A 24,591-nucleotide genomic window follows, 5' to 3' on the forward strand; every position below is an offset into this window, starting at 1 on the left:
ATTAAGAGATGACTTTTTTGCCTGTTTGAGATTCAATTTGAAGTCTTAATGGTGCTAAATTAATATTCATTTTACAATTTGGGCAAATAAATTTGTCATTTTTCGGATATTGAATTTTACTAGGTTCAACTGGGGTTGAAGAAGTAAGTCGCAATTGCATTTCATATTTCTGTTTGCATGACGGGCACTCTATATTAACAATGGCATTATTGGCATGCTGATTATTATTGGCGGAGGGGGAAGGTGCATTAGGTACAGCAAATCTTAATACCTGTGTCGTTGTTGTCTCAAATATTTTATAAATGTTGGATGTTTCCAGTGACATTTTTAACAAAGTATAATATCTTGTTATTGCTTCATTCAATTGAGGGTTTATTGAGTAATTTGTAATTTTAAGCCCCATTTTTTCTAGTTCAGTTATTGGAATTGATCTACCATGCGTTAGCCAATCCGAATGCTTGCATAATTTATCTGCAATTTCTTTTGCACGAGTCTCTTTTTCTTGTAGAGTTACAGGCTGACTGGTAGATGAATGAGTTTCCCAATACTTAAACTTATAATTTGAAAGCCATTGAGTAACTAAGGTTTTAGAAAAACTTTGAGCATTCTCACAATGCTGAATTTCACCCGGTGAAATATTCTGTAAAATAGGAATATAGGCAGGATTTAATTTTCCGGTTTTTAGAACATCTTCCTTAATTTTTTCCAATCCTTCCAAGAATGCATCTGCGGAAAATCTTTTATTAGACATTATAATCTGAGCATCTATGGGACCTAATGAAGAAGCAGGTCCCATCAAAATTTCATCACCAGCCATTGTGAAAATCGTACCAGCACTTTTGGCAGTACCTGGAATAATGATACCAATGTGATCATAACGTGAACGAAGTAGGCGTACCATATCTTCCACTGCTTCCGCTATTCCACCAGGTGTTTCTAAAATAACATCGATAGACTTCCCCTTTAGATTTGATAGTTGATCTTGAAACGGGAGAATATCTGAAAAGTCAATACCTACCGGGGCATTTGCTTTGTTATTAATATCACTGGCATACACAATAATATCTCTATCATCCCTGATTTTGGCAATTGCAGCCAATTGCTCTTTGCGTTTTTTAGTGAGTTCCTCAAAACTCATTTTGCTGTTTAAATAATCACTATAAATACCCATACCTATAGATTTAAAAATCATTTTATCGAGGCAGCACATCTGTCATTGCTCTAATTCGTTTTGTATATACAAAAAATTAGTCAAACCTATTCGCATTCCAACGTTCCAGCTTTGATAGATGCTTGCGTAATTCCTTTATTTTGGAATTCGACGTGCTAGGATTATCATTAATCCAGCGGGCTAAATATTCCTCTTGAGTTATGTCTAGTTCTACGAAAGAACCGGATTTGAAACAATCACTACAAAACGCGAGATTAACGGTTTCGGGTACATTTTTATCCGGTTTTACCATAGAATTAAATTTTCGGCCACAGCTTTGACAATGATTGAATTGGCCTCCTTTATCACGAATGTCAATGAGCATATGCTTTTCCTCTAGCGATTGTCTTGTTTGCATTCCGGCTATTCCTATAGCCGTCATCATTAATCCCAAAAATGCTATGCAACCGAAAAACCATTGGCTTTGAGTATCACGATCATCTTCTATTTCAAGGACTTCCTTTAAAATGTCGAGCCTAGTACTTAATAGCTTAATTTCAAATCCAACCTTTTTAAAGTCCTGCCATTTAGGTGCTATAGAATCAGTTACTAGTTTTTCTTTTGAAGCTCCTGATAAAGTCTTTTGAAAATAGACTATTGAATCATGATCAGTAATTGGGTCTTTTACGTCATTAATTTTTGCCAAGTCAGAAGACAGTTTTTTTAATTCGTCCTTTCGCTGTTCACGAATTATCTGTTGAATTTTAAGTGAATCGATAGCTGCATTTAATCGATCTTCATGTGAAGTATACGCCTTGCGAGCGTTCATACTTTCATAATATCCAAATCCAATCAAGATTATTCCAGAATATGTGAAAAATTTTGCCACGCTGTCAGGAATCGATGGAAGTATCATATTTGACTACTATTATCTGAAGAAATTCTCTTATTTAATTCTTTATGACTCGAATTTTATCGAGTCCTTATTTGTAATACCATATTCACCACCACCTGCTCCTTATCGTCAATAGTTGATTAGGATAAGAAGCACCAATAATAATAAATGTTGGCTATTCTTTTCCTGTTTCAAGTAGCGGATACCATACACCTTACCACAAACTTTTACACTACCTCCTACATATTTGTTGACATCGTCCAGTTTAATCGTCGTTGTTTTTAAAAGGCACTTCAAACAAAGAACCCCAGCAAGTATATGCCAGGGGCCCTAATCAAATACCATTAACCATTAAACCTTATCCTATGAAGATGCTAATCTAATACCTATTATTTTTAATTCCAACTAAAACCAACATTGCTTACTCAACTTCAAAATCCAGCAACTTCTTCGCTTTTACTCCAAGGGCATTTGCTAGCTCAAACACTGTCAGAATTGTAATATTCTTTTCTCCTCTTTCGATTTTAGAAATATGGCTGTGGTCTACTACACATAGGGATGCTAATTCACGTTGCGAAATACCAACGCCCTCTCTAATTTTTTTTAAATTTTCTCCAAACTTCTTTAGAAATTCTTGACTAGGTCCCTTTCCCATTGAAAAACTTTTATCAATCGGAAAAGGTCATCGAAAGTTATCGAATAGGTGTGGTACAGTTATTCTACACGTTCTTTTTTTTATTATATTCGTAGCGTATTAATAAGTTTGCGATTACTTCATAAAATTATTTGAAGCATTTCGCTTTGAGTCTTGCTACTGAAACGTCGGAAATTTCAAAACACGCAGGATGATAAGTTGAATGCCCACGCTATGGCGTGGGCTCTCTTATCTGCGTGTTGGCCTCCGACGGCCTCAGTAGCGGTAAGAAGAGTTCCACGCTTTTTTTTAAAAAGTATTGGCTCCCTTACACGACTTTCAAAGCGCCACTTAAATCCATAAGGCATGAAAGTTCGCTACATCCACAATGAACTACACTTATTGCTTACCCGCTTTGCGGTAAAACCAAAGAACCCGGTATAGGCAGGTTAGGCTCTTACTCTGAGCCCTGAGCCTGACGAAGGGTCGAAGAGTCTCATGTTTCGTTAGGAGTTAAGTCCTCTGTTAGTAGCATTTCTTTTTCATCAACGGACTTCGGTTAGCAGCATCAACAATCATTAATAAACGGCCTTCTCAAGCCCTCCCAACAAATTCCACTTCCGTTTCCCTTCTCCTTCAGGAGAAGGTGTCCGCCAACTGGCGGACGGATGAGGTGGGGAACGGGTAGGGGCCTTAAATCACAAGCAATGAAACTCAAATCTTGCTTACTGGCCATCCTTTGGCCTGCCCTCCATATCTTTGCTCAGCAATCACTACCCATCCGTTCCCTCTCCGTCGGTGACACGGTTCCCAACCTGCTTTTCACCAATGCACACAACAACCCCGTTTCTAAAATTCAATTATCCCATTTCAATGACAGGTTTGTCATTCTCGGCTTCTGGGCCACCTGGTGCGGATCATGCATCGCTAAACTAAATACCATCGATTCGCTCCAGCGGGCCTTTCCAGGCAAACTAAAGATCATTCTCGTCAACAATCTCACCGGCACTGGTGATACCAAAGAAAAGATCACCACTTTCTTCAACAGGTGGAATAAAAAGCATCCCGCTTTTCGTTCCGCTTATGTGGTGGAAGACACCATCGCCGCCAAATACTTTCCCCACATCTTTTTGCCACACTATGTCTGGATCGCTCCTGGCGGTCGCATAGTAGCCATTACAGATGGTGAGGCGTTCACCACCGCCAATATCAGCATGCTTGTATCCGGTGTCATGCCACACCTGCCCCTGAAAACCGACAAACGAATGGGAACACAATAGTTCCCTCTCTTCAATCAATCCTCATCACAAAAACAACTGCAATGACAAAATCAATTTTTATTAGTACAGGCCTGCTGCTTGCAATGGCGCTGCAGGCGCAAACCAAAACGGCAACTGTTACCGGCCGTTTGCTGTCCGCTGAATCCGGTACCAGCTTACCAGCCATCACCATTCAGTCAGGCCATTCGCAAAGTACAGTCACTTCGGATGCAAAAGGTGAATTCATCATCCCGCTAAACCATTTTCCCGACACCCTGCTTTTCTCTCATATAGGCTATCATGTATTCCGGCTTCCTGTTACAAAACCGGGTTCAGTAGGTGCTGTTTCATTGAATCCAAACATCCGCCAGCTATCCGAAGTGGTGATCAGCACCGGCTACCAGCAAATGAAAAACACCGAGTCCAATGGTGCCGTCACCGTGCTTGACAACAAAGCGATAAATCAGCAACATGGCATCAATATTTTAAAACGATTGGAGAATATCACCAGCGGTCTCGCCTTCAATCCCGGCTACGGCAATGGCAACGCTGCTAATAAAACCAACCTTACTGTGCGGGGCCTCGCTACCATCAGTGGCCCTCTTGATCCTTTAATTGTCCTGGACAATTTCATTTACGAAGGCGACATCAGCAACATCAATCCCAACGATATTGAATCCATCACCGTATTAAAAGATGCAGCCGCCTCTGCTATCTGGGGTGCCAGGGCCGGTAATGGTGTGATCATTATTACCACTAAAAGAAGCCGCTTTACGCAGAAAATGAAAATAGAGCTGAGTTCAGATTTGATCATAACGGCTAAGCCTGACCTCGCTGCACTTCCCGAAATGAATATAACCGATTACATCGGCGTTGAGGAGTTTTTGTTTAACAAAGGGTATTTCAATTCCGTCATCAATCGAAAATACCAGGCCTTAACACCTGCCGTAGAAATTTTTCTGCAACGGCGAAATGGCCTTATTGCTGCTGCCGACTCAGCGTCGCAAATAAATGCGCTAAAAGCTCAGAATGGCCGCCGGCAATATGAAAAACATTTTTATGAAACGGGGCTTATCCGCCAGCATGCCCTCAATCTTCGCGGCGGCTCCGACAATCTCGCCTGGATTATTGCCGGCTCCTACGACCGCAGCATGGACAACCTGCACAGCAGTTACGAAAAAATAAATGCACGTTTCAGCAACAGTTACCGGCCGGTTAAAAACCTGCAGCTCGATTTGGGCGTGTATTATACGTCCGCTAAATCCGCATCCGGTAAATATTCCTACAGCACCGTAAGCCGGGTCAATGGCCGCTATGTTCCATACCTGCAATATACTTCAGCGGATGGTACAGCCTTGCCGGTGGCCCAACAATATCGCTCCACCTATACTGATACGGCAGGTGCCGGGTTGTTGCTCGATTGGAATTATTATCCCCTGGATGATTATAAACACAATAAGTCCACCACTCGCCTGGATGAGCTAATGGCTACTATCGCCATCAATTATAAACTATCGCATCCGTTATCGCTTTCTTTGCAATACCAGTATCAAAAGCAAACCAGCTATGCTGAGCACATGGCAGATGTTGGGAGCTTCGACACCCGCAATACCATCAACTTGTTTACCCAGCTTGATCGTAGTACCTCCAAACTAAAGTATATCGTTCCCCTGGGTGATATCCTGCGAAGGTCAACCGCCAATCGCAAAAGCCAGAATATCCGGGCTCAGCTTAATTTCAATAAAGCCTGGTCGGCTCATTCCATCAACGCTATAGCCGGGGCCGAAGCAAGGGAGATTGCCGGCGATAGTTACGGCACGGTATTCTATGGCTATCGTGCCGATCCCTTGACGTTTGCCAACGTAGATGTTGTCAATCGCTATCCAACCTTCATCACCGGTTCTTTTCAATCCATTGCAGGCGCTTCAACCATGACCAATACCAACAATAGATTTGTGTCTGTATACACCAGCATCTTCTATACCTGGAAAGATCGCTACAGCTTTTCCGCCAGCGCAAGAAAAGACGGTTCCAACATTCTCGGCGTTAAAACAAACGATAAATGGAAACCGCTTTGGTCAGCAGACCTGGGCTGGATACTGTCAAAAGAATCTTTCTATAAATTAGAATGGCTGCCTTTTCTCAAGCTACGCACCACTTACGGCTATAGCGGCAATCTCGATCTCAGCCGCACGGCCCTGCCATTAGCTTCTTATGGTAGTGATTTCATCACCGGCCTGCCTATAGCATCTATCAATACGCTCAACAACCCGCATTTGCGATGGGAGCAGGTGGGTCAGTGGAACACTGGGGTAGAGTTTTATACCATCAACAAAACACTCAGCGGCTCATTGGATTTCTATATCAAAAAAGCCACCGATCTCTATGGCAAAGCGCCTTATGATTATACCGCCTGGGGTCAGCAAAACACCGTTGTACGGAATGTCGCATCTATGCGAAGCACCGGTTTCGATTTATTGTTGAATGCTATTAACCTCAATAAAGGCTTTAAATGGTCTTCCACCTTGTTATTGAATTATAACAACAGCAAAACCACAAAGTATTTTGATAACGCTGCCACATCCTTGACCACACTCTTAAGCACGGGTCGCAATATCAATCCTGTTATTGGCAAGCCACTCTATGCTATCGCCGCTTATCGCTGGGGTGGCCTCGATATCGCCGGTAACCCGCAGGGTTTTTTAAACGGCCAGCTCAGCACAGATTATAACGCCATCTTTTCTGAAGCTGCGGAGAAAGGCATGCAAAACAGCGGTATCGTGTACAAAGGCTCTTCAATCCCGGTTTACTTTGGTTCACTCATCAATACTTTTTCCTGGCGGCAGTTGGAACTCGCTGTCAATATCAGTTACAAGTTTGGTTATTGGCTTGCCAAACCGGCTTTGTCATACAGCACTCTTGTAAGTAGTGGCACAGGTCACAAAGAGTATGCAGATCGCTGGCAAAAACCCGGTGATGAATTAACCACCCATGTTCCTTCGTTCATGTATCCTGTCAATGGTAATCGTGATGCCTTTTACTCTATTGCCGACATCAATATCATTAAAGGGGATCATGCCCGTTTGCAATACATCGATCTCAGTTACGCTATTGGCAAATCCAAAAAATGGCCTTTGCAAAACACCCGCCTCTATGTCAACATGGCCAATCTGGGTATTATCTGGCGGGCCAATAAGGATCGTATCGATCCCGATTTTCCCGGCACTGTATCGCTGCCAAAAACAATTGCTTTTGGTCTGAAAGCCGAATTCTAAACCTTAAAATTTTTTCTATGCTCAACTATAAATCCTGTTTCGTTTTTCTCATATTGTTTGTATTTACTTATACAACATCCTGCAAAAAATACTTAGATGAGAAACCCGATAGCAAACTGGCTGTGCCTTCTACATTATCCGATTTACAGGCCCTGTTGGATTTTTCTTTCCGTATGAACCTTAAACGTACGCCAACTTTTGGTGAGGCTTCTTCGGACGATTATTTCCTGCTGGATGAAACCTATAATAATTTTGATCAGGAAAAACAACAGATCTATACCTGGTCACGGAACGATTACAATTTTCAAAACGATTGGTCCATTGCTTACGAACCGGTCTACAATTCAAACTTTTGTCTCGAAACGATTGATAACATCCCTTTGACTGCATCCAATGCCGATCAATGGAACACTATAAAAGGCTCGGCATTATTTTTCCGCAGCTATTATTTTTTGCAGCTCATGTGGGTCTACGCCAAAGCCTTTGATGAAACTACGGCCAATACTGACTTAGGTATTGTACTGCGCCTCAATGCTGACTTCAATATACCTTCTGTCCGCTCATCCGTAAAAGATTGTTATGAAAGAATCTCCAACGATGCAAAACAAGCGGCCCTTCATTTACCCGATCATCCATCGCATCCATTTCGTCCTTCAAAAGCATCCGCCTACGGCTTACTGTCCCGGGCATATTTGTCCATGCGGATTTACGATAGCGCCTTGCTCTATGCTGATCGTTGTTTGCAAATAAAAAATACACTGATGGACTTCAATGCCGATACGGATGTTGATCCGGATTTGTCCTCCTCTGTTCCATTTAAGCGCTTCAATAAGGAAACGATCTTTTATACGGAGATGAATGCCACCTTTTTTATCAATGATCCCTATTATGCAAAAGTGGATACCACACTTTACAACAGTTATCCGGAACATGATTTGAGAAAAACAGCCTATTACAAACCCAATAGTGGCTTCCGGCAATTCAAAGGCAACTACACTGGTGATGAATACTTTTATTTTACAGGTATAGCAACCGACGAAGTCTGGTTAATCAGGGCTGAAGCACATGCCCGTGTTGGAAGCATAAATGAAGCAATGAACGACCTGAATACCTTACTAAAAACAAGATGGAAAAATACCGAACCATATACGCCGTATACCGCCGCAAGTGTCCCGGAAGCATTGGCTATTATATTGTCAGAACGCAGAAAAGAATTGCATGGTCGTGGCCTTCGTTGGATGGACATTAAACGGCTCAATAAAGAAGCAGCAAATATTACATTGAAGAGAATAATAAACGGGCAGGTTTATTCACTGGCGCCAAACGCCAGCTATTATGCATTACCGCTTCCGGCCGACATCATTCAGTTGACCGGGATACCACAGAACTAATGCATAAATAGAGGCTGTCTTCACCCTGTGCCCAAACCCTGAGCCCGACGAAGGCTCGAAGCATGAGCTTGACGAGGCAATGTCACCCTGAGCTTGCCGAAGGGTGAGTTTACCGAAGGGTGACATTGCGAAAGGGTGATAATAAGACAGCCTCTTCTCTATTTCTCAATTCCTAATCTCGCTGGTTGGAGTACTGATTGTTGCCCGAATCAGTAATTGAACTGACATGCGCTGTTGATCCGCTCAGTGTAGCGCCAATCGTAAAATTGTTCAGCTGCGTCGGGCTCGCTGGATTATCTACATAACTATCGATAACGGCTATCCGGCAGGCCTTTTCATCCTGACCACCACAAAGGCTAAGGTTTTTTCCCTGGTATTGCCAATGCGTATTGGCTTCATTTTCTACATTGGCTACCGAATAGCCACCACTCACACTGCCATTGAATTGAAACACGTACATGTCCACTGGTTTTTTGGGAGTGGTAAAAGCAGATGCACCGGCTGCGATCACGGCAGCGATAAGCCCGAAAATATAACGTCGCATAAAATTGAATTTTGAATAAAAAAATAAGGTGTAGTGATTAATCAATATGCTGACATATTGAATGTTGTTCTCCGTAAAAAAATGAATGAAAAGATTAATAGTTGATAAGTTCCCGCAAGGGAACTATGTGGGAGCACTGCTCTCGGGTTTAAATCTTCTCCGTGATAAGTTAATTCCGGCAACTGACAGCAAAATAAAAAATAGATTGAAGAAGATATGTTGGGTCCACGAGAGCCGTTGAATAACACCACCGCAATTGCAGGGCAGCGATGGCGCAAAAATGATCATGCAGATTAAATAGAGTGTCAGCAGCACCAGTAGCACCAGCGCAGCATACAATCCCTTCTTGCGGGTTGCTGGCAGAAATAACAGTAAAGCAACAAGTATTTCAATAGCTGGCAGTCCCCATGCAGTTACACCTGCAAAAAATTTTATCAATGGTGAGTGTGATAGTACATCCTTGAAGTTGGCCTGGTCAGCCAGCTTGCTGATAGCAGTATAAAGAAACAAAAGCAGTAATGCTGCGCTGATAATATCAATGGCAAAGGTTCTTTTCTTCATCATTCCATTCCTGCACTACTTATTGTAAATGCTGAAATAAAGTTCCTTTACACCACTCTTGTAGAAATGGTCATTTCAGGACATTAGTAGATGGTTAATACAGATAGCAGTGAAAAGATAACCGCTACTTTTTATTCTCTTTATTTTTTAGATGGCGGGGTGAATAGCCATAAGTCTTTTTAAATCTTCTGATAAAATTCGAAGTATCCGAATAACCAACAGCCTCTGCAATTTCATAAACAGGCATTTCATTTTTCATCAGTAAAGCATGGGCTTTAATCATTCGTTCATCAGCAATAAACTGCGACACTGTTTTTCCGGTCAGCGATTGAAAAGCCTTATTCAATGGCTTTGTACTAGTATAAAACCGGCTCGCCATTTCATTTAGACCACCCAGGTTTACATCCCCCAGGTTTTGTAAGATATATTCCCTTGCAGCAATGGCCTTATCATGTGTTGTCACATAATTAATAGTCCGCTGCTTTTTCAATAGATATTGATCATGATAGAGATGGAGGGCTTCAAGTATACATCGCCTTAGTTCAAAATCAAGTGATGCTCCTCTTTTAAATGTTTTTCCCAGTTTTTTAATGATCTTTAAAATGCTATAGGGTAATGATAGTGATGAAAGCGCCAGGCCATGGGGTCGCTGCTCCTTTAAATATTTTTTCAGTTCCTGGAAAGCCGAATGCCCGGCAGCCATATTAATTAAATAGTAGCAGGGCGGTACTACGCAAAACCAAACATAATGACCTTTTATAAGCTCAATCTTTTGTTGTCCCCTGGGAAGATAAAGCATCGTATAACTTCTTGCGGCCAGGTTTACTTCAACATTACCCGCTAACTGCAGTCTGGCATACCCTTTTAGAAACATCGCAAGGCTTACGCTGGGTTCTTCGGTAATCAATTCTATATACCCGTTTTGCACTACGTTAAAGGAACGCAGTTCAATCAGGTAATCATCCCCATGGATAGATTGTATAAAAAACTCTCCCAGGTCACATGTTGTAAAGGCTGGCTGGGCAAAGGGAATGATATGCTGATAGCCGGCTGGGAATTGAGCTGTCGTTATCACATTGCCACATAACGGTGCGGGGAAATGAAAACGCAAAGGCGTTGCCATAGAAATAAGGTTTCATCGCTGTCGGTTTGCCGGGTTAAAATTAAAAACCGGTTATACAAAACAGGCTGGGCTTACCTTATTTTCACATCGGCTATTACTGCGTTCACATAAAACTTCCCTCATCACTTACTCTTTTTCGGGCATTATTGTAAACTTGATCTTGCTTCAGGCTCACAGGCAGGGTGTTCGATTCTTAGGAAGTGGATTCATAGATAAGCGAAGTGTTGCACATTAGTGCAGAGTATCCTAACCAAACATACCTTTATGAACAACGCCATTCTTTTACACCCATCATTGACCTTCCCGTTTACCAACGAAAAAATTGATGCACTCTTTAATAGCAGCAATGATCCTCACCCGCACGTCGTGGCTCATCTCACTTGATTTATTGCTTACAACAAAGGCAACTAAATAATTCTTGGATTTCTTTTAATTCGGATTAGGCAATCCCGCTAAGGCTGATTAGTAGCATCAAAAATCACAGCCATGAAAACATTGCCCACCCGTGTAGTCATCTACCCGAAAGATGTCGAGAACATCACTGGCCGTCGTGGTCGAACCGCCCGGAAATTGCTGCAAAAAATAAGAGAAGCTTTAGGCAAGCGTTCCCACGAGTTTATCACCATCAAAGAGTTTTGCCTGTTCACCGGCATTCATGAAGAACTGGTAAAAGATTTTTTACAGGATTAATGCGGATTCTCTCTGGCCTTGAAATTGGGAGCCGTTCGTTCTTCTCCTGGTAGCTGCAAAAGCAATGCAATTGCGACAAAATACTATCAAACTCGCTGATCTTTTAAACAAAGCAAATAAGGTCTTTTAAACAAAGCCGCCCCTCCGTTCGCAATCTAGTTTTGTTCCAACAAAAACAAATTCTATATGGAACAAAACAATTACCAGGGTGCATGGCAAAAACCATTGGGCTCTGGATTCAACGCAGCATCAACAGCCAGCGAGGTAATCAAAGGCATTGATCTTACCGGAAAAATTACCATCGTAACCGGTGGCAATGCAGGCATCGGCCTGGAAACAACAAAAGTACTCGCTGCCGCAGGCGCAACGGTGATTGTGCCCGCAAGAGACACGGAGAAGGCAAAGAAAAACCTGCAGGGTATTCCAAATGTTGAGGTGGAAAAAATGGACTTGATTGATCCTGTCTCCATCGATGGTTTTGCATACAAGTTTTTAGCCACAGGACGGCCGCTTCATTTATTGATCAACAATGCAGGCATCATGTGGGTGCCCTTACGCAGGGACAGCCGTGGTATCGAATCCCAGTTAGCTACTAATTACCTGGGCCAGTTTCATCTGACGGCAAGGCTCTGGCCAGCTTTGAAAAAAGCCAATGGCGCAAGAGTGGTAAACGTTTCTTCCTTCGGACACCAGATGGCGCCCTTCAATTTCGAAGATCCAAACTTCCTTCAGAGGGAATATCATACGCTGCAAGGCTATGGTCAGTCCAAAACAGCAAGTAATCTCTTCTCCGTGGAATTAGCCAACCGGGCCAGAGCATTCAACGTAAAGGCTTATGCAGTACACCCCGGCTCCATTGGTGGAACTGAATTAGGACGCGAAGCCTCCGTTGAATTGTTTAAGCAAATGGGTATGTGTGATGCGGAAGGCAATATCCTGCCGGAGTTGGTAGCCAACTTAAAAACAGTGCCGCAGGGCGCCGCTACTACCGTATGGTGTGCAACCAGTCCAATGCTTGATAAAATCAGTGGTGTGTATTGTGAGGATGCTGATATCGCTGAACTGGATAGGGGACATATCGAACACCGGTATGATGACCCATCATCCAACCGTGGTGTGCATCCTTATTCATTAGATGAAATCCAGGCAAAACGGTTATGGATCTTAAGCGAACAAATGACTAGAATAACCTTCAACATTAACTAATCAACTAAAAGCAATTAACATGGTAAGTTTAACAGGAAAGGTGGCCGTTATTACCGGTGGCAACAGTGGCATCGGTTATGCTGCAGCAAAGGAGTTGAAGGAAAAGGGAGCTGAGGTTGTAATTACCGGAAGAAGAAAAGAAGCAGTGGAAAAAGCCACTTCTGAAATTAACGTAGTGGGAATGGTAGCCGATCAAGCCAACCTCAGCGATATTGATAAGCTTGTTTCATCCCTGAGCCGGCAATTTGGTAAAATTGATATCCTGCTCATCAATGCAGGCATCTCGCAGTTTGCACCGATAGAATTGATGCAGGAACAGATGTTTGATGATATCATGAATGTAAATGTTAAAGGCGCTTTTTTTACGCTTGGCAAATTCATTCCGCTTTTAAATGACAATGCATCGGTCGTATTACTGTCGTCGACATCAGCCTCCGTACCTGCCCCCAGTATATCAGTTTACTCGGCCAGCAAAGCTGCTATCAATGCAATTGTGAAAGTGGCGGCTTTGGAACTGGCTCCCCGCAAGATCAGGGTAAACGCAGTGAGCCCCGGCCCGGTAGCAACAGAGATTATGGCTAAGTCAGGTCTGGCTGAGCAGGAAGTACAAGATTATATCTTAAGTGGCATTCCTTTGTCGAGATTTGGTAACCCCGAGGAAGTCGCTAAACTCATCACTTATCTCTGCAGCCAGGCGGCTTCTTTTATTACCGGTTCAGAATTCAGGATCGACGGTGGTCATTCTATCTGAAAAAAATGGCTCATTTCATAACTTTATCAACCGTGGATTATACAGCAAAATATATAACGCCTGACATCAAACTGTCCTGCTATGAGGACAAGTTTTTTAAATCGGATATAATGTTCGACCATCACATGCTGATATGGTTTATCTCCGGTGAAACAAAGATTGTACAGGCTGAAGGCACGTACATGTTTAAGGCGGGCGATATTTTCCTGATTCCCAGGAACCAGTTGGCTACGATTATCAATTATCCCAAAGATGGTCTGCCACATAAAACAGTAGTGATGCACTTGTCAACGTCGAGGCTAAGAGGTTTTTATGCGGATCTCAACCTAAAACCTAAAGTAGCGTTATCGCAAAAAATACATTGCTTCAACAATCACCCTTTGCTGGAAAGTTGCCTGGCTTCATTGATTCCTTATTTTGATATCAAGGACCTTCCGGAAAATATCGCTTCCCTGAAAATTACGGAAGCGATCAGCATTCTGCGGGCCATTGATGCAGATATTGACAATGAGCTGGCAAACTTCGAAGAGCCTGGCAAAATTGACCTTGCTGGTTACATGGAAAAGAACTTCATGTTCAATATGCCCATGGAAAAGTTTGGCTACCTAACCGGAAGAAGCATTACCACCTTCAAACGTGACTTTAAAAAGTTATTCAATACTACTCCACAGAGATGGCTCACCCAAAAGCGGCTAGAATTGGCGCACTATCAGTTTGTGGAGAAACACAAAAAGCCAATTGATGTCTGTTATGAAGTAGGCTTCGAAAACCTCTCACATTTTTCCTATGCTTTTAAAAAACATTTTGGCTACGCACCTACAACGCTTTTGGAACAGAGTGCCCGCCAGTAGCTTAATGGCTTTTGCTATTTTCCCAAAATGTAAATTGCAGAATAATATTGGTAAATGAAACTAAAACTCCGTGACGAAAAAACAGGCGGCGATTTATTGCTTTTTAAGGAGGAAGAAGGATTTGACCGGCTGTATTTTAGCCGCGATCGTTCCAATAAATATTTTACCATAGCATGGAATCCAGGCCAGGCGCAAACAGTCACCATCGATGGTACTGAATATGATTTTCCTTCCAATACCCTGCTCACCCTCTTGTTCGATCAATCCTTCTTTTTCGAAAGGCCGGCCGATATTATTGCCTGGCAGTTTAACCGTGAATTCTATTGTATTATTGATCATGACAGCGAGGTAAGTTGCGTGGGCTTTCTTTTTGGCAGTACCGATCACTTGTTTATACAGCTCAATGAACAGGCACGTCAGCGATTGAATTTATTGTTGGATATTTTTATTGAAGAATTAAAAACCACGGACAATATTCAAAATGAAATGTTGCTCGTTTTATTAAAACGGCTGATCATTTATATAACAAGGCTGGCAAAATCTGAATATGTACCGGCAAAGAAATTGAAAGAAGAAAAATTGCACGTTATCAGGAAATTTAATTTATTGGTGGAAGCCAATTATCGCTCGGAGCACTCAGTAAGTTTTTACGCAAATCAACTATGCAAATCGCCAAAGACCCTGTCCAATTTTTTTGCTATATATAATCACAAAACTCCTTCACAGGTCATCCAGGAACGAATATTGATCGAGGCGAAAAGGCTATTGTCATATACTGGCAAAACAGTAAAGCAAATAACTTTTGAATTAGGTTTTGAAGAAGTCTCGCATTTCTCCAACTTCTTTAAAAAACATACCCGCTTATCACCAGTGGATTTCCGCAATACCGCAATCGTTCCTGAATAAGGGAAATAATTACAACTAAACGGGAATTATGCTCATCAATGGCCCCTGCTTTCAAGAGCATCTTTGTGTCGTTGATTCAAACAAAAACTTCAACAACAAATAAGATGGAAAACAAAACTTTAAAAAGCGGTTTATTGGCAACTGCAATGGCTTTATCAGCAACAGTGGGAATGATAACTCACACAAATGCACAAACAGTCAAAAACGTTGTGTTGGTACACGGGGCCTTCGCCGATGGTTCCGGTTACAAAGCACTTTACGGCGTGCTTACAAAAAAAGGCTACAATGTTACAATCGTACAAAATCCATTGACATCACTGGAGGATGATGTGGCGGCTACAAAATTGGCGCTGGACAAACAGGACGGGCCAGCCATTCTCGCGGGTCATTCATGGGGTGGGGCAGTTATTACCGAAGCCGGAAACCATGCAAAAGTTGCAGGTTTGGTGTATATCGCAGCCTTCCAGCCCGATAACGGTGAATCAGCTTTACAATGGTTTCAAACCGCTCCACCCGCTCCGGCAAATGGCGTACTGCCTCCGGATGACAAGGGAATTGTTTACTACGACAAGGATAAGTACCATGCAGGTTTTTGTGCAGACCTCAGCAAACAGGAAGCCGAATTTATGTATGCCTCCCAGGGAGCCTTTTATGCCAAAGGATTTATTACCCCGGTAACAAATGCCGCATGGAGAAACAAACCGGCTTATGGCATTGTAGCAACAGATGATAAAAGCATCGTGCCGGCTATTCAGCGTAATATGTACAAACGATCAAATACAAAATTTACCGAGATAAAGGCCAGTCATGCCGTATATATTTCACAACCCCAAAAGGTCGCTGACGTCATTATCGAAGCAGCAAAAAACGGCTCAGCCAGCAAATAATGTTCACGGTAACAACACTCGAAACTCCATGCACTGCATAATGTGTTTGGAGTTTTGATGTTGATTTGAATCTTCCGATCAATTGGGGAATAAAGAGAAAAAAGGGCCGATAGAAATCAGCCCGGTTCGGTTTGAATCAAATAATTCTTGAACTGGCGATTATTCAACAAATTTTCAGCCATTTATTCTATTGCTCATTTTTTATTGAACCTTCCGTCAAAACGGGGAATTATTTACTCATGGCCGGAAACTGCTAAAATAATTTCCCCGCTGTCCGTAGTCTTCCATGTCTTCAAAACAGTAAAGAATAATAAATTATAGGATGCTGTGCTTAGTCTGCGACTAAGCAGTGGCTTTGAAAAAGCCATCAAATCCTGCTATTTTTAGAAAAAAAGCATGAGTGAGGTGCTTAAAAGGCTCTGTATATCAAAATAAAAAACAGAACCCCGCCTTTCGACGGGGTCTTACCTTTAAGAAACCATGTTACGGTCGCCTCCACCATTTTACCAGTTCCTTCAGCAAAAGCGAGAGTACAAAACTTACAACAGCACCAATACCTGCCAGCACCGCTGTTTTAATCACATCACCGCTATTGATATTCGCCAGTAGAATAGTAATAGTTCCTCCAACAGTTCCTGTCCTGGTATAGGAATGCTCATTCATCAGTACCGCTCATTTTTAATGGCGGTTTGGCTTACCGTACTGGCTACCATCGCCGCTACAGCAAGATAACCGGCAACCTGGCTGACTACAGCAGGCAAGGCTACAGGGGCAGCAAGCACACCCGTGCTGATAGCCGCCATACCAAGGCCAATATTTCTGAGCTTTCTGAAAAACCTTGGCGTGGGTTTATTCATTCTTTTCGCAACCTTGTTCATATTAGTTTGATTGAAATGGTTAAAAAATAAATGGGATTCAACAGGAGTCTGAACAAAACAATAATAAAATGAAACCGGGTCCAACGATCTTTTGAATGGTATCGGTAATCATAAGGGCTTATATTTTTGTCAATGATGACATTAGTCTCCAACCAGGAGAATTTCCTTAGACACGGATCACAAATCACCCGGTTTCAATTTTAATCGTGAAAAGATAGTCTCTCTAAAAGTCCCTCTCCTTTGGAGAGGGATTTAGGGGAGGCCCTTTACACTCCGTTTACCTTCACCAGCGACAGCGCATTGAATGCGCCATTTTTCAATGGATACAACCCTGTATTGACCAGCTGGTAAAACTCGATACCCAACGCCAGGAAAAGCGGGTGAGTGCTGTTAGCGGTTAAAGCATTATTCAGATTGATTACTGCTGTCGCAGCCGCGTTCCACGGAAGTTCCGCGGTGGCATTGGTGACTACCTCGTAGGTTTCATTTTCAAAATTGATACTGGCTCCCGCAGATACAATTTTAAAATGTGTGGCGCCACCGGGTGCGGCAATCATATTGGCCGGGATAAAAGATGGGATGTCAACTGTCAATGCTCCCGTCACCCGGTTGATCTCGGCAGTAAACGGTGCAAACAAAGTAGTACCCAATTTGCCGTTGGCATTAAACTCAAATCCTTCCAATAGTTCAGCTTCACCATCGATCACATTACGCATACCTCTTACATTTACTGCATCAGCCTGTATCACCTTCATCATTTCCCGGGTGAGTCGGGCGATCATCCTGCTGTCTGCTGTGTTTTGCAATAAAGAGCGTAAAGCGGTTCGTAACACTTTTCCCGCTACACCAGCCCTGCCAAATTCAGCGCCGTTTTCACGGGTCCGTTGAAAAGCCGGGTCGGTAGCGATCCGTTTGGCATCGATACCTCCTTTTTCTCTAGCCAGGTATCCATCACCCGATTTATAAAAGGTGATATTGCCAATCGTTCCTCTTAATGGGATAATTCCCTTTTGTTGTGCCATGATAAAAAAATTGAAGTAAAAAGATCAGCATGTTTTCGGCACATCCTGTTTAAGCCGCATCATGATGTTTGCAATTGCACAACAAGAATACAAACAGGAAAAAGGGAACAGAAATCAACCGGCCGCTTTGGCCATTTATGCCAAAGAATAACAATAATGCTGCTTTAAATCAATCGGGCCATATATGCCGGATTTGCAGGTCACTAAAAAATTAATGAAGTTGTTTAAAGCCATTTTTAGGACTGGACATCTTGTATCCCGTATCCCACTCAAAGCCCACTCAAAGGCCAGTCAAAGCCCACTCAAACCGTCTTCGCTTTATGAAAAATTCGGAAATGAATTTCGAAAAGTAAGGAAACCCAAAAGATAACGCCCAAAGCAGTTTGAAAACACAGCAGGAAATGGATGGCTGCTTGTTGGCACTGCCAAAAGCCGGTGAATGAATACGGGAATATTCATGATCTTATACAACCACATTATCGGCAGGTCTGTTTAAGAATAAAATTTCCTGCTGGTAATTGACTTGCCCTTCTTGCCCGGCCGGTTGATATAGGTATACGTAATTGTTTTTTCATTCTTCCTGTCACTGCTGATATAAAGGCATCCGCCAATCGTACCAGCCATATCATTGATGGTCCGGAAGGGCTCCTCAGCCGGGAAGTTGTCAATATCGATATTTGTCCTTAACTGCACCAGCACAAGTTTGTTGAATAGTTTGGCGCTGACGCTGATATAATATTGCCCGGAATGATTGGAAGCTAATGTCAAAAGACTATTCAGTGTTTGAGAAAGTATTTCCTGTTCGGCAACGATCGGAAGTCCGCTATTCACCTCATTAAAAATTTGTACATTTTTTCCGCGATATTCTTTTTGCCAAAGAATATTCTTTGTTAACTCTTGAACAACAGCATGCAGATTCATAGGTCGGACTTCCTTTATAAAATAAGTAGATAGGAAAGCGAAGCTAGCTCTTACCAACAACCTTCTTTGTAGTTGAATCTATAATTCTGTTTAAGTGTTTTCTTAAAAAAACTTGATAATAACCCTTAAAAAGGGCTTGCCGGTTTAAAATAAATGAGTTTTGGGTCTTTTTCACAGATAATCAGTTTTCTAAATTGTTCCGGTAGGAATAAATCATGGGTAACACTCATAGATAAAGCACCAAGTGTCCGCTGCGGCGGACGCCTTGTGACTTTTCCATTGATGCTTTTTCTCTGCGAATCATCCACCCCGGATGAAGGAAAATCCAAAAATCACGTTAAAATAATGCTCCCGCAACATTTTATGATTCAGTAGTAATGGAGCAGTCTTTATTATTCCTTCACATTTACTTAATCATTCATTCATCTCTGCATAAGACTGCGTTCACATTACAATTTGAATTTCGCCGGGCATCAATAAACTGAAACTAATCAACCTCTCCTTATGCTGCTACGTTTAGTGACCCGCTGTAAAAAAATTCATTTCCTTCTTTTCCTGCTCACGATGTCATTGTTATCGATGGCCCAGCGGACCGTTAGTGGAAAAGTAATTGCTTCAGATAATAAACAACCATTGCCGGGGGCTACTGTAGTGGTAAAGGGCAGTAATGCCACAACCGTTACAGATAACAACGGCGAGTTTAGCATCCCGGCCGGTGAAAAAGATTTGCTCATCATCAGCAACGTGGGCTATGGCATCCGTGAGGTAAAAGCAACTGAGTCAGGATCTGTGGCTCTCACTGCCGAAGCACATAATCTGGATGAAGTAATCGTAACGGCATTAGGGGTAAAAAAAGAAGTAAAGAGGATCACCTATGCTGTACAGGACGTAAAAACAGCTGACTTAATTAAGGCCCGTGAGCCTAACCCCATTAATAGCCTGAAGGGTAAAGTGGCAGGATTGAACGTTAATATCAATAACGAACTGTTGCGTCAGCCTTCGATTAATTTTCGCGGCGAAGGAAATATTCTTTTTGTTGTCGATGGTGTTCCAATCACTACGGATACCTGGAATATCAGCCCTGACGATATTGAGAGTTATACATTCTTAAAAGGACAAGCAGCTTCGGCTTTGTATGGAAGTCTGGCCCGCAACGGTGCGATAGTGCTTAACACAAAAAAAGGATCAAAAGATAAAAGGGGCTTTGCTATTGAATTTAATTCCAGCACCATGTTCGATAAAGGGTTTTTGGCATTTCCCATTTACCAGGATCTGTATGGCCCGGGTTCGAAAGGTAAGTACGCTTTTAAAGATGGAGTTGGCGGTGGAGTAAACGATAATGATTATGATGTATGGGGTCCACGATTTGACGGTCAGTTATTGCCGCAATATGATGGAGAAGTCACCCCTGGGGCTACCTATACTACCACTTTTGGCGACGGTGAGACATTTACAGGAAATATAAAACCAACTCCCTGGGTTGCCCGTGGAAAAGATAACCTGAAAAAATTTCTTCAAACCGGACTTCTTTCTTCAAACCATGTATCTATTGCGGCCAGTGGTGACAAATACGATGTGCGGTTTGGTATTGGTCATACCTACCAACGGGCAATTGTTCCGAATATGGATATGAACACCACCAATTTCAACCTAAGTGCCGGCTACGACTTTAGTGATAAAATAAAACTGACCGCTGATATTAACTACAGCAGGCAATATTCACCCAATTTTCCTGATGTAAACTATGGCCCAAACAGTATGATCTACAACGTTGTCATTTGGGCCGGTGCTGATTGGAGCATGGAGGATATGAAGAATTACTGGCAACCCGGAAAAGCCGGTATCCAGCAGATTTATGCGGAATATCAGCGATACAATAATCCCTGGTTTATGGTGAAAGAATGGCTTCGCCCACACTATAAAAATGACCTCTATGGTTATGTTTCGCTCAATTGGAAATTTGCAAAAGGGTTTGAATTTATGTACCGGCCGGGCGTTTCAACCTATGATATTTTCCGCCAGGAAAAAATGCCGGTATCCGCTGGTGCATACGGAAGGGATGAAAGATTAGGTGACTATCGCGAAGACAGAAGATCTTTTTTTGAAGCAAATAACGAAGTGCAGGTAAGATATAACTCCCGTTTCTTTAATAACCTCCTGAGTGTGGATGGGTTTGTAGGAGGTAATATAAGAACAGCACGTTATAATGGCAGTTTTGCAAGTACAGACTATTTAAATGTTCCGGGCCTATATACTTTGGCCAATTCATTGCGACCGGCTAAGCAGGCTTCTGTCTCGTTGGAAAATCTTTTTTTAAGCGCTTATTATTCGTTCGACTTTGGTATCAGCAAATATTTATCCTTAAATGCCACAGGGCGTCTTGAAAAGGCGAGTACGTTGCCGATTAATAACAATTCTTATTTCTACCCATCATTTGGTATAGCTACTGCAGTTTCCGATTATGTGAAATTGCCTGCTGTTATTTCCTTTCTTAAATTACGCGGATCGTATGCGGAAGGTCGTAATGCAGGAATTTATGCCACCATCGGGCAGCCGGCTATCGGTATAGGCACTGGTCAGGGTTATGGTCAGCAGTTTTATACACCCATTAATATGGGTATTTATGATCTTACTTCTTTGGGGTATACAATTTCAAACAGCGGAACTTATAACAATGTATTAGGTGCTGTTTATAGCAATGGGCTATTAGACCCTGATCTTACAGCTGATAATAAAAAGACAGTTGAAGCTGGTCTTGATATTCGGTTTTTAAAGAACAGGTTGAACCTGGATGTAACGGCGTTCAGATCAAAATCAGAATTACTGAGCAGCAGGACAGATATTATTTCACAGGCATCGGGGTTTGATAATATAAGAACCAATTACGGAAGCTATAAGAATACCGGATTGGAAATTGCTTTATCCGGATCACCTGTTTCCGGAAAAGAGTTTTCCTGGAATGTAGGTGTAAACTGGTCTACTTTTAAAAGAGTATGGATTAAGCATCCGTCGCCAGATGCGTGGAGCAAAGATGGCTCCCGTGTTGACCTTCTGTATGGCGAAGGGTTTGTTAAAACACCTGATGGGCAACTAGTACATGGCACCGATGGGGTACTGATGCGTTTCAGAGATGCCGGCCAGGGTGGAGCAAAAAGAATCTTTGGACATGCTGATCCAAATTGGTCATGGGGCGTTACCAATACACTGGCCTATAAAGGTTTCAGGTTCACTTTCCAGTTTGACGGTATTTCAGGCGGTATCTTTCATGACTATGTGCGTCAAAAAACCATGCAGGGAGGGCGTCATTTGGAAACAGCTACCGGCTTATGGGGGCAATACCGTCCCGACGATGTAAAAGGGGGTTCTTTTGTTGCTCCCGGAATTACATTACAGGGACCGGCTATTCAGTTAGATCCTGTTACAGGTGAAATAACAAACATGAAGGATCTTACCATCGTACCAAACAGTAAAGTGACTACTGTTCAAAGTTATTCCGGCAGGTATGCCAATATCACGGAACTTAATAATATCAGCAAAACATTTGCAAAACTGCGGGAAGTAACATTGACCTATCAATTGCCTGGATCTTTGTTAGGAGGATCGTTTATTAAGAAAGCCGAAATTTCTTTGGTAGGCCGCAACTTATTGCTCTTTTTTCCGGAAAGATACAAGGATGTTGACCCCGACCAATTTACACAGTCAGGGGGATCGGATTTGCAAACGCCTACTACAAGACGTTTTGGATTTAACGTAAATCTTACTTTCTAACAACTAAAGAATTAATGCAATGAAAAAAATAATTTATATACTGTCTCTTGTTGCTTTAGTAACGACAACATCTTGTAAAAAAAGATTTGAAGAACTCCAGGTCAACCCTAACACTCCTACTTCAGTTCCGCCTGATTTAGCTTTTAATGTACTGATAAATGGAATTTCAAAAGGTCTTGGGGGAATAGAACCCTGGGGTACCGTAGCAAGATATAACCAGTTTTACTGCCGCAACTTTGAGTACTATGGCGATAATCAGTATAACTGGTACAATGGACCATTTGATGTATATGTGAATGTATTCAAAAATATTGCTCAAATGGAAAAGGAGGCTGAAAAGGTTGCCGGGAATACTTCTACTCCCTATCATACTGTTGCCAAATTTTTAAAAGCATATTACTATTATAATCTTACTTCCATGATGGGGGATGTACCCATGAGCGAAGCTGTAAAAGCATCTGAAGGAAATTTGCAACCGAAATACGATTCACAAAAAGAGATCTTTTTACAAATATTAAAATGGCTGGATGAGGCAAACAAGGAGTTTGGATTGCTGCAGGCAGGAACTGAACGGTTAAAAGGAGATATCTTCTATAATGGAGATTATTCTAAGTGGAGAAAACTGGTCAATGCCTACAAGCTTAGAATTTTAATAGCCCTTAGCAAAAAGGAAGCCGATGCAGATTTGAAAATTAAACAACAGTTCGCGGAAATAATGAGTAATGTGGCCGGCTTTCCAAAGTTTGAAGGAGCTGTTGATAATCTTGCGTACAGGTACATTGCTAATGTAAACAATTATCCCACTAACCCGGTAAGTTTTGGTTTCGATGCCCTGCGTTATAACATGGCTGAGACCTACGTAAAAAATGCAGCGGATATAAAAGATCCAAGAATACTGGTAACCTGTGAACCAGCCTGGAAACTGGTAAACGATAATGGTTGGGCGCCAACGGATTTCAGAGCTTACGTAGCGTCAGGAACAGGTGAGTCGCAGGATATTATGGAAAGCAAAGCATTTAGTTATAAAATAAGCCATATTAACCGTTATCGGTATTACAGAACAAATACAGGTGAAGATTTTATTATTGTTGGCTATGCCGAAATGTGTTTTAATATAGCAGAGGCCATCAACCGCGGATGGGTAACAGGTGATGCAGAAGAATGGTATAAAAAAGGTATGCAGGCATCCATTTCTTTTTATGGAATTGTAAATGGTACGAATACCGGTTATTATTTATCAATAGGAAAATCATTGGGTGAGTGGACTACTGCGCCTTTCAATTTTGATTTTACTGCCTATTATAACCAGGCTGCTGTAAAATATGAAACAGGTGCAGCCGGGTTGAACAAAATATTGTTACAAAAGTATCTTGCTTTTTTCCAAAACTCAGGATGGGAAGCTTATTATAATTTTCGCCGTACAGGTATCCCTGCTTTTTCAACAGGTGTTGGAATAGGAAATAATGGACAAATACCTAAAAGATGGGCCTATCCTTCATCCGAGCAGCAAAGAAATGCAGACAACTTGCAAGCAACTCTTCAATCACAGTTTGGTGGTACAAATGATATAAACGGGGAAATGTGGTTGATTAAATAATAGAAAGAAGTACAAAGCGATTTTATTATTATTCTTTATTTGAAGAAATACCGTGGTTAAGAAAATGTGGGATAAAACCACGCAACCAATCATGAAATAACGATAAAAGAAGCGGAGCGTATATAGCTCCGTTTTCTTTTCTGGCTTTTCAAATCAAAAATAATTCCACAGTCGTAGCTTTAGAAAAGATTTTCGCTGTTTTATTGGGCGCTGTGTCGGATGTTGAGGATGAACAGAGGGCAGCTCATTATAAAAAAGAAAACTAAATTTCTTCAATAAGCT

21 protein-coding genes are annotated in these 24,591 nt (G+C 42.0%); 11 read left to right on the forward strand and 10 right to left on the reverse strand.

What is annotated here, in order from left to right; all coding sequences use genetic code 11:
• Position 1: 1 nt before the first annotated feature.
• The 3 genes from ACFEL9_RS14090 to ACFEL9_RS14100 form a co-directional block, all read right to left on the reverse strand.
• A complete protein-coding gene (locus ACFEL9_RS14090) occupies positions 2-1,171 on the reverse strand; it encodes an SDH family Clp fold serine proteinase (protein ID WP_385891094.1) in 1,170 nt (389 codons plus the stop codon).
• Positions 1,172-1,247: 76 nt separating this feature from the next.
• On the reverse strand, positions 1,248-2,066 hold the full coding sequence (locus tag ACFEL9_RS14095) for a zinc ribbon domain-containing protein (RefSeq protein WP_385891097.1): 819 nt from the start codon (positions 2,064-2,066) through the stop codon (positions 1,248-1,250).
• A gap of 400 nt (positions 2,067-2,466) precedes the next feature.
• Positions 2,467-2,700, reverse strand: a complete 234-nt coding sequence (locus ACFEL9_RS14100; protein WP_385891100.1) for a helix-turn-helix domain-containing protein — start codon at positions 2,698-2,700, stop codon at positions 2,467-2,469.
• 686 nt (positions 2,701-3,386) lie between these two features.
• On the opposite strand from ACFEL9_RS14100, the gene ACFEL9_RS14105 reads away from it, so the two are divergent.
• Genes ACFEL9_RS14105 through ACFEL9_RS14115 form a run of 3 tightly spaced genes read left to right on the forward strand, consistent with a single transcriptional unit; the run spans position 3,387 to position 8,604 of the window.
• Complete coding sequence (locus ACFEL9_RS14105; protein WP_385891103.1) at positions 3,387-3,959, forward strand: TlpA family protein disulfide reductase; 573 nt, start codon at positions 3,387-3,389, stop codon at positions 3,957-3,959.
• Positions 3,960-4,000: 41 nt separating this feature from the next.
• On the forward strand, positions 4,001-7,213 hold the full coding sequence (locus tag ACFEL9_RS14110; protein ID WP_385891104.1) for a SusC/RagA family TonB-linked outer membrane protein: 3,213 nt from the start codon (positions 4,001-4,003) through the stop codon (positions 7,211-7,213).
• Between the two features lie 17 nt (positions 7,214-7,230).
• Positions 7,231-8,604, forward strand: a complete 1,374-nt coding sequence (locus tag ACFEL9_RS14115) for a RagB/SusD family nutrient uptake outer membrane protein (protein WP_385891106.1) — start codon at positions 7,231-7,233, stop codon at positions 8,602-8,604.
• Between the two features lie 172 nt (positions 8,605-8,776).
• Here the strand turns inward: ACFEL9_RS14115 and ACFEL9_RS14120 are convergent, their stop codons facing one another.
• The 3 genes from ACFEL9_RS14120 to ACFEL9_RS14130 all read right to left on the reverse strand — a co-directional run bounded on the left by ACFEL9_RS14120 (position 8,777) and on the right by ACFEL9_RS14130 (position 10,832).
• Positions 8,777-9,148: a hypothetical protein gene (locus ACFEL9_RS14120; protein ID WP_385891108.1), complete on the reverse strand. Its 372-nt coding sequence runs from the start codon at positions 9,146-9,148 to the stop codon at positions 8,777-8,779.
• A 123-nt stretch (positions 9,149-9,271) separates the two neighbouring features.
• Entirely contained in the window at positions 9,272-9,712 is a 441-nt protein-coding gene (locus ACFEL9_RS14125) for a MauE/DoxX family redox-associated membrane protein (protein WP_385891111.1), read from the reverse strand.
• 121 nt (positions 9,713-9,833) lie between these two features.
• On the reverse strand, positions 9,834-10,832 hold the full coding sequence (locus ACFEL9_RS14130) for a helix-turn-helix transcriptional regulator (protein WP_385891114.1): 999 nt from the start codon (positions 10,830-10,832) through the stop codon (positions 9,834-9,836).
• A gap of 486 nt (positions 10,833-11,318) precedes the next feature.
• Between ACFEL9_RS14130 and ACFEL9_RS14135 the strand changes: the two genes are divergently transcribed.
• From ACFEL9_RS14135 to ACFEL9_RS14160, 6 genes are all read left to right on the forward strand, one after another.
• Positions 11,319-11,522: a hypothetical protein gene (locus tag ACFEL9_RS14135; protein WP_385891117.1), complete on the forward strand. Its 204-nt coding sequence runs from the start codon at positions 11,319-11,321 to the stop codon at positions 11,520-11,522.
• A gap of 186 nt (positions 11,523-11,708) precedes the next feature.
• A complete protein-coding gene (locus ACFEL9_RS14140) occupies positions 11,709-12,728 on the forward strand; it encodes an SDR family NAD(P)-dependent oxidoreductase (RefSeq protein ID WP_385891119.1) in 1,020 nt (339 codons plus the stop codon).
• A gap of 19 nt (positions 12,729-12,747) precedes the next feature.
• Positions 12,748-13,479, forward strand: a complete 732-nt coding sequence (locus ACFEL9_RS14145; RefSeq protein WP_385891122.1) for an SDR family NAD(P)-dependent oxidoreductase — start codon at positions 12,748-12,750, stop codon at positions 13,477-13,479.
• Positions 13,480-13,484: 5 nt separating this feature from the next.
• Positions 13,485-14,330 (forward strand): helix-turn-helix domain-containing protein, encoded by an 846-nt coding sequence (locus ACFEL9_RS14150; RefSeq protein ID WP_385891125.1) that lies wholly within the window; start codon positions 13,485-13,487, stop codon positions 14,328-14,330.
• Positions 14,331-14,384: 54 nt separating this feature from the next.
• Positions 14,385-15,236: an AraC family transcriptional regulator gene (locus tag ACFEL9_RS14155; RefSeq protein ID WP_385891128.1), complete on the forward strand. Its 852-nt coding sequence runs from the start codon at positions 14,385-14,387 to the stop codon at positions 15,234-15,236.
• Positions 15,237-15,340: 104 nt separating this feature from the next.
• Positions 15,341-16,123, forward strand: a complete 783-nt coding sequence (locus tag ACFEL9_RS14160; RefSeq protein ID WP_385891130.1) for an alpha/beta hydrolase — start codon at positions 15,341-15,343, stop codon at positions 16,121-16,123.
• Between the two features lie 483 nt (positions 16,124-16,606).
• Here ACFEL9_RS14160 and ACFEL9_RS14165 read toward each other — a convergent pair whose 3' ends face one another.
• The 4 genes from ACFEL9_RS14165 to ACFEL9_RS14180 form a co-directional block, all read right to left on the reverse strand.
• On the reverse strand, positions 16,607-16,786 hold the full coding sequence (locus ACFEL9_RS14165; protein ID WP_385891132.1) for a hypothetical protein: 180 nt from the start codon (positions 16,784-16,786) through the stop codon (positions 16,607-16,609).
• Positions 16,786-17,001, reverse strand: a complete 216-nt coding sequence (locus ACFEL9_RS14170; protein ID WP_385891135.1) for a hypothetical protein — start codon at positions 16,999-17,001, stop codon at positions 16,786-16,788. Before ACFEL9_RS14170 ends, ACFEL9_RS14165 begins: the two co-directional genes overlap by 1 nt.
• Before the next feature lie 266 nt (positions 17,002-17,267).
• Positions 17,268-18,023 (reverse strand): hypothetical protein, encoded by a 756-nt coding sequence (locus ACFEL9_RS14175; RefSeq protein WP_385891138.1) that lies wholly within the window; start codon positions 18,021-18,023, stop codon positions 17,268-17,270.
• 492 nt (positions 18,024-18,515) lie between these two features.
• Complete coding sequence (locus ACFEL9_RS14180; RefSeq protein WP_385891141.1) at positions 18,516-18,944, reverse strand: hypothetical protein; 429 nt, start codon at positions 18,942-18,944, stop codon at positions 18,516-18,518.
• Positions 18,945-19,448: 504 nt separating this feature from the next.
• Between ACFEL9_RS14180 and ACFEL9_RS14185 the strand changes: the two genes are divergently transcribed.
• Positions 19,449-22,712 (forward strand): SusC/RagA family TonB-linked outer membrane protein, encoded by a 3,264-nt coding sequence (locus tag ACFEL9_RS14185; protein ID WP_385891143.1) that lies wholly within the window; start codon positions 19,449-19,451, stop codon positions 22,710-22,712.
• 19 nt (positions 22,713-22,731) lie between these two features.
• The gene (locus ACFEL9_RS14190) at positions 22,732-24,309 is read left to right on the forward strand and encodes a SusD/RagB family nutrient-binding outer membrane lipoprotein (protein WP_385891146.1); all 1,578 of its coding nucleotides are present in this window, start codon (positions 22,732-22,734) and stop codon (positions 24,307-24,309) included.
• The last annotated feature ends 282 nt before the right edge of the window (positions 24,310-24,591 follow it).

The sequence above is a fragment of the Terrimonas alba genome (assembly GCF_042434975.1).
Lineage (GTDB): Bacteria > Bacteroidota > Bacteroidia > Chitinophagales > Chitinophagaceae > Terrimonas_B > Terrimonas_B alba.